Here is a 15,252-nt window from a genome sequence, read left to right on the forward strand (position 1 = left end):
TAAGCAATCTTACCAGTGATTACAAAATTTTATTATTTTAGCATCTGTCAAATTCATTATCAATATGAGAAAGGTTGATTTATTATTTGCGGAATACAGTAAAAGCCACAGAAACGCAACCAACAAATTCATCCACTGGATTTGTGTGCCTCTGATTTTCTGGACAATTCTGGGGTTTATCTCTTTTATTCCTGCACCGCATTTCTGCATCTCCTATTTTGGATGCATCAGCATTGTAAGTAGTATTGCTGTGATTCTCATCACTATTTTCTATGTAAGGCTTTCATTACGAATCAGTATCATTATGATTTTCACAATGCTGATGATGGAACATTCTATCTACCTTACCAATATTCATTTCGGAAAACAATCGTGGATTATTTATCTCATGGTTTTTGCAATCACATGGATTTTTCAGTTTATAGGCCATAAAATAGAAGGCAAAAAGCCATCCTTCCTTAAAGACCTGCAGTTTTTACTGGTTGGTCCCATATGGTTACTGAGCTTTATTCTTAAAAAATCAGGAATCCGGTATTAGTCTTTTGCAAGTATTTCAATTTTGTTTCAGCCATAGTTGATCCAACCTTTGTTCGGATGGAGGCATCTTATTTCTTATAGCATATGAGAATATTTTGTAGGTAAAGCATTTAAGCACAGTTTTTGATAGCGTAATATTTCATAAAAACTATTCATGAGACATTTATTATTAATATTTTCCAGCCTTATCTTGATTAACTGCAGTAACCCCGAGAAAAAGCTATCGGTAAATGCTGATCTGGCAGAAATCATTTCTGAAGACAAAGCACCACCGCCACCGCCGCCAATGGAGGAAATTCAGAAGAATTCTACAGTAATCGTTACCGGAAATTTAAAATCAGCAGATACAATCTCCAGAAAAATCATCAAAAACGGAGAGATGAGAATCCAGGTCGGGGATATCAAAAAAGCCCAGAACCAAATCAATGATATTCTGAAAAAGAATAATGCCTACATCCAGAAGGAAGGATTTCAAAATACTGATATGAATGAAAACCTTGATCTGGTCATCAGAGTTCCTCATCAGAATTTTGATCCGCTTATCCATTCATTTTCCGATGGAATCGGCTCTGTTCTTTCCAAAAATATCACCACTAATGATGTCACCGAAGAATATACGGATGTTTCTATAAAACTGGCCAATAAGAAAGTGTATCTTGAAAAATACCGTGACATGCTAAAAAGTGCCACGACTACAAAAGATATTCTTGAAATTCAGGAAAACATCCGGAATCTGGAGGATGAAATTGACGTGGCCGAAGGCAGATTGCGTTTTATTGATGACAGGGTACACTACAGTACTCTGGAACTGGGTTTATATAAAGAAAAAATAAGGAGTTCCGCTACCTCCAGAATAGGTTTTGGAAACCGGTTTGGAGATTCCCTTACTGAAGGATGGAACAGCTTTGTCAGCTTTTTCCTTGGGCTGATTTCTCTTTGGCCATTCTTTTTATTGATTCCAATTATTGTGTTTCTTTGGAGAAAATGGAAATCCCGAAAAAAAAAATAAGTATTCAAAACAGCTAAATTGTACTTCAAATAATTATATATAAAAATCCGGACATTGATTAATGTCCGGATTCTTATTGTATTATCACAATTTAATCATTAAAATAACTTTAAACTCTAAAAATGTTTCATCTTTATATGCCTTTAAGTTACCTCTCATAAAAGACAAGAACAATGCAAAACAGATGTTAAGAGCTGTTAAATATTACCCGGTAAAAAGATAAATTTTAAAATATTGTTTTAAAATTTAACCGGGTAGAGAAAAACTATTTCCCCAAAACAAACACTGCGGGAATTTTATGAAGTTCCGGCTTTTGTTTCTGCCAGTCTTTTATGGTTTTTGTTTTAATGAATTCATGCTCCTGATCATTGATATTGGCAGCAATACAAAGCTTTGTATTGGGAGATAAAAATTTAGTTAGATCTTCAAAAAGCTGATTATTTCTGTAAGGTGTTTCCATGAAAATCTGTGAATAGCCTGTTTTCTGAACCAGGCTTTCCAGGTGCATCACCTGTTTTTTCTTTTCACCTTTATCGATAGGAAGATAGCCATGAAAAGTAAATTCCTGCCCGTTGAATCCACTGGAAATCAGCGCTAAAATAATCGATGAAGGCCCTGAAACAGGAATCACTCTGATATTTTTTTCATGACACCATTTGACAATAAGATTTCCGGGATCAGCAATACAGGGTAGCCCGGCCTCCGAAAGCAGACAAAAATCCTGACCTTTCATCATCAGTTCCTGTGCCTCTTTAATGTCAGCGTTTTCTGTATATTTATCCAGTAAAAACAATTTCAGATCAGCCTGTTTTTTTTCCGGAGCAAAGAATTTAATGACCTTTCTCGCCGTTTTTTCATTTTCTACGAAGAAATAATCCGTTTGCATGATATAGTCTTTCAAAACGGGAGAGAAATGAGTCACAGGAGTATTTTCCGATAAATAAGCAGGAAGTAAAAAAAGCATGAGATTTGAATTATAAATTAAAATATAAATTATTGCGAAATTCTTACATGAGCTGCGATAGCATCACAACCCTTGTCTAACAACTGAAAGACATCTTCAAAGTCTTTCATATCGCCCCAGTACGGATCGGGAACTTCTGTATCTTTATGATTACCGGCAGATTCCAGAAATAAAGATATTTTCCGGCGCTCTTCTTCATTTGCAGCTTTAGAAACCACATCTTCAAATACATCAATATCCATACAGTAGATTTTATCAAAAGTTTTAAAATCGGCTCTTGTTATAGGCCTTGATCTTTGTCTTGAAATATCAATACCATGATTCGCAGCTGTTTTGATCGCTCTTTTATCAGGATGCTCTCCTTCATGCATGGAAATAGTACCCGCCGAGTCCACTAAAAAATTTTCAGGTACTTTTTTTTTCATAATCCCTTCTGCCAAAGGACTTCTGCATATATTACCCAGACAGACCATCAGTACTTTCATCGTATTTCTTTTGAAAATTAATTATAAAACTTTTTGTCTTAACAAAACTAAATAAAAAATGAAGAATAAAAAATATTCTTCATTTTCATTATTTCAACTAAACTATTATTTTTTACTGTTTAATTCTTTCTGTAAGGTCTTTTACATACTTCTTCACCTCTTTATCAATCTTTGATACGTCTTTAATGGTATCACAAGCATACATTACAGTTGAATGATCTTTTCCTCCCATTTCTTCACCGATTTTACTGAATGTAGAATTAGTGAATTCTTTTGAGAAATACATCGCCAGCTGTCTCGGAAGGGCAATTTCTCTTTTTCTTGTTTTGGACAGGAGCTGTTCTTTTTTAATTCCGAAATAATCACATACTACATCCTGAATATAAGGAATATTGATTACCTTCTTCTGGTTGGCTGCAATTCTGTTGATCGTTTCTTTTAATAATTCTAAGCTCAGATCTGTTTTATAAATCGTAGAATATGCAATCACAGAGTTGATGATACCGATAAGCTCCCTAACATTTGTTTTAGCTTCTGAAGCAAGGAACTCAAGCATATCATCCGGAAGTACAATTCCGTCTCTGCTTAATTTATTCTCAATAATTCTTTTACGGGTTGTTAAATCCGGAGATTTGATTTCTGCAGAAAGTCCCCATTTGAAACGGGAAACAATTCTGTCCTGAATATCCATGATATCTGCCGGTGCTTTATCGGAAGTAAGGATAATCTGTTTTCCGTTTTGATGCAGGTGATCAAAAATATGGAAGAAACTGTCCTGGGTTGCTGATTTTCCGGATAAGAACTGAATATCATCAATAATCAATACATCTACCATTTGATAGAAGTTGGCAAATTCTGTCTGCTTATGCGCTTTAGCCGCAGAAATAAACTGCTGGATAAATTTTTCTGATGATAAATAAAGGACCACTTTATCAGGAAACTGGCTCTTTACCTCTAAACCAACGGCCTGCCCTAAGTGCGTTTTTCCAACTCCGTATCCTCCGTATAAGAATAACGGGTTAAAGGCTGTAGCACCCGGTCTTTTTGCAATAGATCTCGCTACTGTAGCAGCAAATTTATTACTTTCCCCTTCTACATAATTATCGAAAGAAAAATCGGCCTTCAGATTTGAATCAATATTAACTTTTTTAATTCCCGGAACAACAAATGGATTAACGATGTTTGAAGAAAAACCCTGAGGCATTGTTTCCTGAACTTTCGGAGTGGGAACACTCTTTCCCTTCATATTCATTGTAACAGGCTTTTCAAGACCGCTGGGTCTGTTTTCCATTACCGAATACCATAATTTAACTCCTTTTCCGATGTTCTTTTTAAGAGCAGCAGAAAGAAGTGACAAATAATTATCTTCTATATATTCTTTATAGAAGTCACTTGGCACAATTAAAGTAAGGTTGTTATCAACAAGTGAAAGGGGCTGTACTTTATCAAATAACAGATCGAAAGATTTTTCAAGCTTTTTCAAATCAGAATCATCCTCAGCTGCGTTTAAATTATCACGCATGAACTGAAGACACCTCTGCCATATCATCATTAAATTTTCGTCCATATTTGGGCCCCGATTAGTTGTTTGTTAGTATTGTTTTTTAGAAGGATGACAAAGGTCCAATTTTTTCTTTTTAAAAAAAAATATTGCAGGTATTGATTATTTAAAAATATATTTGTATGTATAATTTACAGTTAAAAATGATACACACAACTCACTCAATACGAGTACGTTACGGAGAAACAGACCCTATGAAATATGTATACTATGGCAACTATGCGGAATACTTTGAAGTAGGAAGAGTTGAACTCTTCAGAAGCATAGGAATGTCATATGATGAAATTGAAAATCAAGGAATTTGGTTACCTGTTTCGGAATATAAAATCAAATATCTCCGACCGGCTTTATATGATCAAAAATTAGAAATCCACACGTTTATAAAAAAAATTCCGGGAGTAAAAATTGAATTCGAATATGAAATTTACAATGAAGAACAGGTTAAGATCACAGAAGCCTCCACTACCCTTTTCTTTCTGGATGCCGGAACAAATAAAATAATTAAATGTCCAGAACCATTAATGAAGCTTATAGAAGCCAACTGGACAGAGAAGGATCATGCAGATACCCCATAAAAGTTTCCTTTTTTACCCATTGTTAAAAAACAGCTATCTATCCCCTGTTTTTCTGAATTAATTTGCAACTTTGCAGTTCAATTCTAAAACAACACCTTATATTACTATTTATGAAGATTGCATTTTTAGGACCTCACGCCAGTTTTACACAGCTTGCCGCGGCACAGCTTTTCCCGAAAGAAGAGCTTTTACCCCAGGCAAGTATTTTAGACTGCTTCAGTGCAGTGGAAAACGGAGAGGTGGCGAAAGCGGTTGTACCTTTAGAAAATTCTATTGAAGGTACCGTTTCCATGACGTTGGATTATTTATATAAGACCCCGTCCATCAAAATAGAGGCGGAAGCAGTAATGCCCATTGCCCACCATCTGATGATCCACCCGGAAAACACGATAGAGGATATAGAAAAAATATACTCGCACCCGCAGGCACTGGCGCAAAGTTTCCATTTTTTGGACACCCATTATAAGAAAATCATTAAACAGGATTTTTCTTCTACAGCGGCAGCCGCAAAATTTGTTTCGGAAAATAAAGACCTTACCATTGCAGCCGTAGCCAATCAGTTTGCAGCGAACCTGTACGGATTAAAAATCATCAACCGTAATATTCAGGATTTTGAGCAAAACCATACCCGGTTTATTATTATATCGAAACAACAAACGCCATACAATAATGATCATCTTGAGCTTCTGGGTGAAAAATCCGGTATGCTGATCACTCTTCCGGAAGATCATCCGGGTGGTTTACATCAGGTTTTGTCAGTTTTTGCGTGGAGAAAGATGAATCTCAGTAAAATTGAATCCAGAACATTAAAGACGGGATTAGGAAATTATTTTTTCTTTATCAACGTAGTAGGCGAATGGCAGGAAACCCTGCATGGAAACGCGTTAAAGGAGCTTCAGTCCATTCATGCGGAAGTAGATTTTTTAGGAAATTATAAGGAATTCTTACTAGAAAGCTAGAATTTGACATCATAATATTAAAATAATTTAACACTGCCATTACGGCAGTGTTTTTTTTATTTAAAATCTATAAAAACCCAATGTTTATCGATATTACAGACATATTTTAATATGATTAAAAAATTAATATTAAAAATTTACAATTCAAAAATGAGAGATATAATATATTTTTTATTAAATTTGATTCAGAAAAAAAATTTATAAATCCCAAACCGTAACCAAATTATGAAACACATCAAAATGAAATATAAACATATGTTTAATAATTCAACAAATAATTATTAGTAAATATATGTAATTCACAAACACAGAGCATTCTCCTTGCTTGATATCAAACTTAGAAACTAATTAAAAAAATTCGATCATGAAAACTAAAATCTACAGCTTATTATTAGCTTGTGCCAGCTTATCCCTCTTTTCACAAGTTGGTATTAACACCGCCACGCCGGCAGCAACCCTTGACGTAAACGGAACATTAATCGTTAGAGATACACCACCTGCTACTGCATTACCGGGATATATGATCCTGGCCCGTAATAGCGGAAGCGACCAGGTATTCACCATGGACCCGGCATTAATAACTGCCGCCGCCAATACCAATACAACATTGTATGCTGCTAAAAAAACAGCAGGAATCAGCTTACTAAGTCTTGGGCTTTTTCCTACAGGATTCAGAGCTGTTAACTTCCTGGTAGCAGAAAGAACAATAGGATCTGCAGCTTTATTCAGTGATACAGATAATACCTATACCATTCCCAACACAGGTGTTTACGCTGTAGGATTTTCTTTCCGTTACGGAACAGGTTTACAGGCATCCATATTGGCTAATAGCCCGGGAGTCGGTATTGTAAGAACAAGAGGCGGAGTAGCCACAACTGTTGACAGCCGTGCATTCAGTGGGGCGAACTTAATTCTATTAAGTTTAACAATCTCAGAAAGCACACTCAGCTCAATCTATTCATTTCAGGCCGGTGATAAGATATCATTCGGACTTGTGGGATCTTCAGCGCTGGACGTAGGATTATTAGGATCCAGTGTAGCTTCATTCTATATCTACCAGATATCCAATTAGGAAAAACATATTGTTAGTTATTTATACAGTTGATCCATCACATCCTTGTGGTGGATTAATTTTTTCAGGTAGTTTCAATCATTGTTTATATATTTGATAAAAAACTATATAATGGATGAATATGTCTTTGTCATATTAATAATTATCATCGCCCTCATTTTTAATAATCTGAACACAAAAATCAGAAAACTTGAGAAAGAAATCTCCGACCTTAACACGAAAATAGGCAAGACGTCTCAAAACACGGCCCCTGGTAAAGAAGAAATTCCGACAGAGAAGACAATAGTGTTATCTCCTTCAACAGCCGACAAACCTCATCCTGATAAGAATACCACTTCCGATATCAAGGAAGACCTTCCCGTTTATCCGCAAAAAGACTGGTCCGGACCTCTTTTTGATTTTTTAAAACAAAATGCCCTTACTATTATTGGTATATTCACTCTGGTTCTCGGTGTAGGCTATTTTGTAAAATATGCCATCGATAAAAACTGGATAGGAGAAGCAGCAAGAGCCGCCATTGGTCTTTGTATCGGCGCCGTCATTATCTTTATCGGCCACTTTTTAAGGAAAAACTACGCTACATTCGCTTCTATTATAACGGGAGGAGGTATTGCCGTCCTGTATTTTACCGCGACAATAGCCTTTAGAGAATATCATCTTTTTACGCAAAACACTGCGTTTGTTATTACAACCCTCATTACCGCCGTTTCTATCATCCTCTCCTATTATTACAAAAGTGAGATATTGATTATTTTTTCATTACTGGGAGGATTCGCTGCTCCTTTAATGATCAGTACGGGACCAAGCAATTATCTTTTCCTTTTCATTTATTTATCACTGTTAAATACAGGGATGCTTGTGGTAACTTTTCTTCAACACTGGAAAAGTGTCGGCTGGACTGCTTTTGTTTTTACAGCTTTATATTTATGTTCCTGGACTTCCGAGAAACCTGAGCTTTTAAGCATTGCATTTTATATGATCAGTTATATCATCTTCTACATTTTTGCATTGCAGGATTATATTAAAAAAAATATACTTACCACTTCCGGCATTTTAATGCTTGCTTTAATCAACTTTTCCAGCATTATCGGATTGGTTTATATATTCGACACCCTGGAATACGAACCCGTTATTATTTTCCCGCTTGCTTTTGCGGTGGTTAACGCCTTTCTTTTATTCAGAGAATACAGCAGAAAGAATTTCGGAACCTCCTATTCCGTTTTTGCGGGAATAACCGTGAGTCTGATCACTATAGCATTTGCGCTTCAGTTCAAAGCCCACCTTATTACAAGTGTATGGGCTATAGAAGCAACCTTACTTCTGTATATATGGAAAAAAACCGGACACAGAATTTTTAAAAATTCTTTCTATCTTCTTTTTCCATTAGTTGTTTTTGCACAGATCATTACCTGGACAGAATATTGTAATGATAAAAATCTGAACATTATTATTAATCCCGTATTCTTAACAAGTCTGGTTACTATTATTTCAACACTTGCTAATTTGTTTTTATTAAAAAACTCCACGGAACAGCAAAAAACTAATTTTCCGGAAGAACTCATCACTATTGCCAGTTACGGAATTATCTACACGGCATTATTATCCGAACTTATATACCAGATTTCCGGTATGCCATGGGAAGCCGTACTCAATATTGCATTATTATTCAGCATTTACTATATCTTTATTGTATTACTTTTCAGAAAGAAAATAAATATCCATACAACCGTACAGATCATACTAATCTATGCTTTCCTTTCTTTAGTGGTAATCAACGCTTCGTTTTCCACTTTTTCAGTCGTTATTGCAGTCTTATCTAAAAAACTTCAGGCTGGTTTTTACCTGTTACAATTTCTTCAATGGCTTCCTTATATATATGTATATGCAAAAATAATCCCCTCTTCAGAGTTTAATACAACCAAAATCTCTTACTGGATTTCCGCACTCACCCTTATTGTTGCAGTAAGTTGCGGACTCCACCATACCTATGTATTGGTTTGTTCTCAGGACATCCCTCATTCCTATAAAGTAAAAGAACATTTCGACATTCTTTATTTACCGATTATATGGACGATCCTAGCTATTATTTTTATTTATACAGGTTTAAAAAAGGACATTCAGGAATACAACAAAATCGGCTTTGTTCTTATTGGAATTATGGTTCTGAAATTATATGCTTATGATGTCTGGCAAATGGACAATATCTCCAGAGTGATAGCATTCATTATCCTTGGAGTTATTTTATTATTAAGTTCATTTACATTTCAGCGGCTTAAAAATATGATCAGAAAGATGGTAGACCAGAAAGATGAAAACAAAGAAGAAACCGATACATTATCTCAATAAATATTTTTATTTATAAATAAAATGTAAAACATTTTGAAATCCTATTCACATTTTACAAAAAATAACTATATTTATCACGTTTTTAACAGTTACATATTCTGATTATGAAAAAAATTCTATACTCTTTTTTACTCCTATCATCAGTGACTTTATTGGCTCAGAAAAATACTTCTGTAAAATTTGTTATTGCTAATGATATTGTCGGAACAGCAGACATGTTTAGTGCTAGAAAAAACTTTATACAAAGTTCTAAAGTCTACACTGCAGCAAATCTTCCCCAGAATTTGAAAAAATACAGTGCAATCTCTGCAAACGGAATTACTGAATATAAGATAAAACCGGCTTATAGCGGATTAGACAGAATTTCATTAGCCAGTCTGAACGAGCAGAATAACCTTCCAAAAGACACTCCTGTATTTATAGAAGGATATGAATTTACGGACACCAATACGTTGGTATATGGAGATATTCTGGCAGCTTCAGAAGTAAAAGATCAAAACGGCAGGAAAACATTATTTATTTCTACAGCGAGATAATTTCAACACAATCATCATAAAAAAGGATACTGCACAGTATCCTTTTCTATTTTAATATTTATTGTTCCATTTCTTTTTAAGTTCTTCGTAAATCTTCTTTTCTGTAGAATTGTTCCCCGGTTCGTAAAGCTTCACATCCTTGATTTCGATGGGAAGAAAATCCTGTTTAACAAAATTACCTTCATAAGAATGAGCATATTTATATTCCTTACCATAATCCAGATCCTTCATCAGTTTAGTTGGTGCATTTCTCAGGTGAAGAGGTACAGGAAGATTTCCGGTTTGTTTTACCAGTGCTAATGCTTCATTAATAGCCATGTAGGCAGAATTACTTTTAGGGGAAACAGCAAGATACACCGCTGTTTCACTTAGAATAATCCTCGCTTCTGGATTTCCGATGACATTTACGGCCTGAAAGCAATTATTGGCAATAACCAGTGCATTGGGATTAGCCAGCCCAATGTCTTCAGCAGCCAGAATAAGCATTCTCCTTGCAATGAATTTAATATCTTCACCTCCTGCAATCATTCTGGCCAGCCAGTAAACTGCACCATTAGGATCACCCCCTCTCATAGACTTGATAAATGCCGAAATAATATCATAATGCTGTTCTCCATTTTTATCATAAAGTGCCATAGTTTCCTGAAGAATCTCCATTACATTGGCATTTGTGATTTCTTTCATCCCTGAATTTTTATATTGGTTTAAAACCAACTCCACAGAATTAATCAGTTTTCTGGCGTCTCCTCCGGAATATTGAATGAAAGCTTCCTTTTCCAGAATTTTAAAATCAGTCTTTTCATCCTGATTATATCTCCCGGAAGCAATATCAATAAGTTCTTCCAGTTTTTCGTAGCTCAACGCTTTAAGAATATAAACCTGACTTCTCGAAAGCAGGGCCGAAACCACTTCAAAACTTGGATTTTCAGTAGTTGCCCCTATCAGCACAATCCACCCTTTTTCTACTGCATGCAGAAGCGAGTCCTGCTGGGATTTATTGAAACGGTGAATTTCATCAATAAATAGTATGGGCGATTTTCCTGAAAACAGATTTTGTTTTTTAGCGTCATCAATTACGTCACGCACATCCTTTACCCCTGAAGAGACCGCTGAAAGTTTATAAAACTTCCTTCCGGACTGTTCAGAGATAATCTCTGCCAAGGTGGTCTTTCCTGTACCTGGTGGCCCCCATAAAATCAGGGAATTCAGGGTATTATTCTCGATCATTTTTCTGATCGTCCCTTTTTCACCGGTAAGATGTTCCTGCCCTAATACTTCACCCAGGGTTTTAGGTCTTAATTTTTCGGCTAATGGAATATTTTGATTCAAGGTAATTTTATTTTTAAGGTCAGTGCTTCGGATTTCAGATCCCCGAAACTTATAACAAAATTAAACTAATTTTAATTTTTTTACCCTATTTTTGCATTGTTTTGAAGCTTACACTCAATAAAATCATTACATTTCCGCTGGTAATTTTGATAAAATTTTACCAATGGTTCATCTCGCCATTACTTCCCAAAAATTGCCGTTATCAGCCTACCTGCTCTCATTATATGCTGGAAGCCCTGCAGACACACGGTATTTTTAAGGGATTCTGGATGGGATTCAAACGAATTTTAAGATGTCATCCCTGGGGAGGAAGCGGCTATGATCCTGTTCCCCCTAAGCATAAAAATGAATAAACAAACTATTAAATCAATAGAAATGAGTACTACTTTTTTCAGAATTTATCTCATCATGTTTGCCTTCGTTGCACAATCTCTTTTTGCACAGGAATATCCCGGAGGTTTATCTGACGGAACTTTAGAAATAAACGGAAGCGGCATTCCCGTGAAGATCTACTCCACTACAGAGCTGGGTGATCTTGAAGCTTTTCCGGACAGAGGAATCAAAGACAATGTTCTGATTATCCTTAATGATTCTAATTTTGAATCTCCATATAGTGCAGCAACTTTAACAAGATTCAAAGATTCAAAGTATCAGTTTTTCGATAAAAATTTCAAACTGATTGATGCTTCTGTTACTCAAAAAAACATAACCGGTTTTAAATATGCTGTAAAATCTGACAAACCTATTACAGCTTCTGATAAGGTAGAACTAGAAACTTCTTTTAAAATATGGGATCCTTCAAAAGGGATTAAATTAGGTCCTGTTACCCTGCATTTTTATAGCCTAATGTTTGTATTTGCATTTGGATTCGGATATATTTTAATGACCAGAATCTTCAAAATCGACCATGTAAATCAAAAATACCTGGATCCTCTTTTTACCTGGACATTAATAGGAACCATTCTCGGAGCAAGATTAGGACATGTTATTTTCTACCAGCCAGAACTGTTTAAGGAAGACTTCTGGAGTGTATTTTTGCCGATTAGTACAAAAAACGGAATAAAATTCACAGGATTTTCAGGACTTGCAAGCCACGGAGCTACCATTGCTCTGATCTTTACCACTCTATATTATTCATTTAAAATCATTAAGAAAAATCCTTTCTGGGTATATGACAGATTAGGAATTGTTATTGCTCTTGGTGGTGCTTTTGTAAGAATGGGAAATTTCTTCAATTCTGAAATTGTCGGAAAACCGGCAGATCCAAATTCTCCGTTTGCACTGCTTTTCCCACAGCAAAGCAGCGAATACGGACTTACTGTTCCCCGTTTTCCAAGCCAGATGTTTGAGGCAATAGGCTATGTTGCTCTTTTCATTTTATTATGGATTTTATATAGAAAAACAAATAAAAAATATCAGCAGGGATGGCTGTTCGGATTATTTTTCATTATTCTTTGGGCCATCAGATTCTTTGTTGAATTCCTGAAAGAACCTCAGGGAGACGAATTTATCCAGATTGGAGGCTTAAATACCGGACAGGTGCTTTCGATTCCATTTATGATAGCCGGAGTGGTCATCATGTTTGTTTCCAAAAAGTTTAAAATCACCGAGGCAGAAAACGAAAAACCGGAATAATAATTTTGAAATAAAAAAATGAAGACAGCATATAGACTGCTTGCTTCATCATAAAAAAGGCAAATTTGTATGATTACAGATTTGCCTTTTTTTATATTTATAAATATTTTACAGTCCTTTTGTTCACATCTTCAAAAACCTGCCCGAATTCATCAATGACATCTGTGGGCAGCATGGATTCTTTTGAATGCTTTTTTATGGAAAAATCAGCAGCCTTTCCGTGCAGCCATACTCCAAAAATACATGCGTGCTCTTGAGAGTATCCCTGTGCAAGAAGTGAGGTCAAAACACCGGTAAGAATATCTCCGCTTCCACCTTTTGCCAATCCGGCATTTCCAGTGATATTGTAATACACTTTTCCTTCCGGACTCACAATCTGAGTGTGGTGATCTTTCAAAACGATATAAATATTTAATTCCTTCGCTTTCTTTCTTGCCAGCTCCAATCTTTCAAAAGAATTTTTTGTACTTCCAAACAATCGCTCAAACTCTTTCGGATGTGGGGTGATAATAGATCGTTTCGGAATCAATTCAATATTACTCTGTTTCTGTGAGATAATATTTAAAGCATCTGCATCCAAAACCAGTGGTTGCGAATAATTTTTCAAAAAGTCAATCAGGCTTTTTCCCGTTTCGGCATGAGTTCCCAATCCGGGACCAATCCCGCAAACCATATCAGCATCAAATTTAAATTCTTCAATCAGTGCCTCTCCTCCTTTAATAAACATCGCTTCAGGGCATGAAGTCTGCAGGATTTCATAACCACAATCAGGTGCTAAAGTAAACGTTAAACCGGCTCCTGCCCTTAAAGCAGATTTTGTAGCAAGCACAACAGCCCCTATCTTCCCGTAACTACCTCCTGCAATAGCAACTTTACCATAGTTCCCTTTATGGGAAAACTCATCTCTCGCCCTAAAAACAGAATCAATCAAAGGATCATCGATTACAATATATTCAGTCTCTGTAATTTCAGAATATTTTTTATCTAAACCAATATCCAGAATTATCGTCTTTCCGGTATATTTTCCTGTTTCAGGATGAAGAAAGCTTCTTTTCCAGCATTGAAAGCTAAGGGTATAATCTGCTTTCATAACAACAGCTCCTGCTTCGGATACAGAATCCGAAAGCATTCCCGAAGGAACATCTATCGAAATTCTGGTATTACTTTTCAGATTCAGCTGTTCAACAAGCTCTTTATAATTCCCTTCCAACGGCCTTGATAATCCTGTTCCGAAAAGTGCATCCACAATAATGGTTTTCTCATCAAAATGATATTCATCAACATCATTAAATTTTCTGACAGAAATTCCGGAAAAATCCCGGAGTCTTTTAAGATTGACTGAAGCATCCGCTGAAAATTTACTTTTAGGATCCCGTACAAATATTTCAACATCAAATCCTTTCTGATAAAGAATCCTTGAAACAGCCAATCCGTCTCCGCCATTATTTCCCGCACCACAGAATACAGCAATTTTTTTGTGGCTTTTACAGTGTTCTGAAATCCAGTTGGCTACCGCCATAGATGCTCTTTCCATAAGCTGAATGGAAGAAATGGGTTCATGTGAAATAGTAAACTGATCCCAGTTCCGTATTTGTTCTGCTGTAAAAATTTTCATACGATGCTAAACTTTTAAGCAAATTACAAAAGATTTTTTATTAGTCTGATACAAATTAAGCCAAAACAGAGCATCATTATCAGCAGGATAAGGTTGAAAATAAAATTTCTTTTAAACATAAAAAGGAAGACAAGATCAGAGAAAATCTCCATCTTTTTGAAATAAAAAAACCATAAAGAGTAGTGTTTTTTACATTTTTTAATTATATTTTTGTGTATATACTAATTAAAAAAATATAAATTATGGGATTTGTCAAAGAATTTAAAGAGTTTGCCTTTAAAGGCAATGTGCTTGATCTGGCTGTCGGTGTAATCATCGGTGCAGCTTTTGGTAAAATTGTTTCGTCTTTAGTAGAAGATGTCATCACTCCTCTGATATTGAATCCGGCATTGAAAGCAGCGGGTGCAGAAAACATTTCAAAACTTACATGGAACGGTGTTGCTTACGGAAACTTTATCTCAGCAGTGATCAGCTTTCTGTGTATTGCTATGGTACTTTTCTGGATCATTAAAGGGGCTAACAAAATCAGCAAAAAAGAGGCTCCGGCTCCTGCTGGTCCTACAGAAGATCAAAAATTATTGACAGAAATCAGAGACCTGTTAAAAAACAAGAACACTTTATAGTCTGAT

The 15,252-nt window shown here is 35.6% G+C and carries 15 protein-coding genes; 10 read left to right on the top strand and 5 right to left on the bottom strand.

Annotated features, from left to right (window positions below; all coding sequences use genetic code 11):
* Nucleotides 1–64: 64 nt before the first annotated feature.
* Complete coding sequence (locus JO178_RS03460; RefSeq protein ID WP_291931658.1) at nt 65–538, top strand: Mpo1-like protein; 474 nt, start codon at nt 65–67, stop codon at nt 536–538.
* Between the two features lie 153 nt (nt 539–691).
* Nucleotides 692–1,546, top strand: a complete 855-nt coding sequence (locus JO178_RS03465) for a DUF4349 domain-containing protein (protein ID WP_291931661.1) — start codon at nt 692–694, stop codon at nt 1,544–1,546.
* Nucleotides 1,547–1,811: 265 nt separating this feature from the next.
* Here the strand turns inward: JO178_RS03465 and JO178_RS03470 are convergent, their stop codons facing one another.
* From JO178_RS03470 to dnaA, 3 genes are all read right to left on the bottom strand, one after another.
* Nucleotides 1,812–2,510, bottom strand: coding sequence for an SAM-dependent methyltransferase (locus JO178_RS03470; RefSeq protein ID WP_291931664.1), 699 nt, complete (start codon nt 2,508–2,510; stop codon nt 1,812–1,814).
* A gap of 29 nt (nt 2,511–2,539) precedes the next feature.
* Nucleotides 2,540–2,995, bottom strand: a complete 456-nt coding sequence (locus JO178_RS03475; RefSeq protein ID WP_291931667.1) for a low molecular weight protein-tyrosine-phosphatase — start codon at nt 2,993–2,995, stop codon at nt 2,540–2,542.
* 112 nt (nt 2,996–3,107) lie between these two features.
* Entirely contained in the window at nt 3,108–4,562 is a 1,455-nt protein-coding gene (gene dnaA, locus JO178_RS03480) for a chromosomal replication initiator protein DnaA (RefSeq protein WP_291931670.1), read from the bottom strand.
* Between the two features lie 137 nt (nt 4,563–4,699).
* On the opposite strand from dnaA, the gene JO178_RS03485 reads away from it, so the two are divergent.
* From JO178_RS03485 to JO178_RS03505, 5 genes are all read left to right on the top strand, one after another.
* Complete coding sequence (locus JO178_RS03485) at nt 4,700–5,131, top strand: thioesterase family protein (protein ID WP_291931673.1); 432 nt, start codon at nt 4,700–4,702, stop codon at nt 5,129–5,131.
* Between the two features lie 110 nt (nt 5,132–5,241).
* Nucleotides 5,242–6,090 (top strand): prephenate dehydratase, encoded by an 849-nt coding sequence (gene pheA, locus JO178_RS03490; RefSeq protein ID WP_291931676.1) that lies wholly within the window; start codon nt 5,242–5,244, stop codon nt 6,088–6,090.
* Nucleotides 6,091–6,454: 364 nt separating this feature from the next.
* Complete coding sequence (locus JO178_RS03495; RefSeq protein ID WP_291931679.1) at nt 6,455–7,162, top strand: hypothetical protein; 708 nt, start codon at nt 6,455–6,457, stop codon at nt 7,160–7,162.
* Nucleotides 7,163–7,273: 111 nt separating this feature from the next.
* Nucleotides 7,274–9,508, top strand: a complete 2,235-nt coding sequence (locus JO178_RS03500) for a DUF2339 domain-containing protein (RefSeq protein WP_291931682.1) — start codon at nt 7,274–7,276, stop codon at nt 9,506–9,508.
* Nucleotides 9,509–9,612: 104 nt separating this feature from the next.
* Nucleotides 9,613–10,044, top strand: coding sequence for a hypothetical protein (locus JO178_RS03505; RefSeq protein WP_291931685.1), 432 nt, complete (start codon nt 9,613–9,615; stop codon nt 10,042–10,044).
* Between the two features lie 51 nt (nt 10,045–10,095).
* Here JO178_RS03505 and JO178_RS03510 read toward each other — a convergent pair whose 3' ends face one another.
* Nucleotides 10,096–11,373, bottom strand: a complete 1,278-nt coding sequence (locus JO178_RS03510) for a replication-associated recombination protein A (protein WP_291931687.1) — start codon at nt 11,371–11,373, stop codon at nt 10,096–10,098.
* A 101-nt stretch (nt 11,374–11,474) separates the two neighbouring features.
* On the opposite strand from JO178_RS03510, the gene yidD reads away from it, so the two are divergent.
* A complete protein-coding gene (yidD, locus tag JO178_RS03515; protein ID WP_291931690.1) occupies nt 11,475–11,726 on the top strand; it encodes a membrane protein insertion efficiency factor YidD in 252 nt (83 codons plus the stop codon).
* Nucleotides 11,727–12,159: 433 nt separating this feature from the next.
* A complete protein-coding gene (lgt, locus tag JO178_RS03520; protein WP_291932147.1) occupies nt 12,160–13,008 on the top strand; it encodes a prolipoprotein diacylglyceryl transferase in 849 nt (282 codons plus the stop codon).
* Nucleotides 13,009–13,105: 97 nt separating this feature from the next.
* Here lgt and JO178_RS03525 read toward each other — a convergent pair whose 3' ends face one another.
* Nucleotides 13,106–14,623, bottom strand: a complete 1,518-nt coding sequence (locus JO178_RS03525) for an NAD(P)H-hydrate dehydratase (RefSeq protein WP_291931693.1) — start codon at nt 14,621–14,623, stop codon at nt 13,106–13,108.
* A gap of 242 nt (nt 14,624–14,865) precedes the next feature.
* Here JO178_RS03525 and mscL point away from each other — a divergent pair, with 242 nt between their 5' ends.
* Nucleotides 14,866–15,246 carry a large conductance mechanosensitive channel protein MscL gene (gene mscL / locus JO178_RS03530; protein WP_291931696.1) on the top strand — a complete coding sequence of 127 codons (381 nt, stop codon included), beginning with the start codon at nt 14,866–14,868 and terminating at the stop codon, nt 15,244–15,246.
* Nucleotides 15,247–15,252: the final 6 nt, after the last annotated feature.

It is taken from the genome of Chryseobacterium sp., assembly GCF_019236175.1.
GTDB lineage: Bacteria > Bacteroidota > Bacteroidia > Flavobacteriales > Weeksellaceae > Chryseobacterium.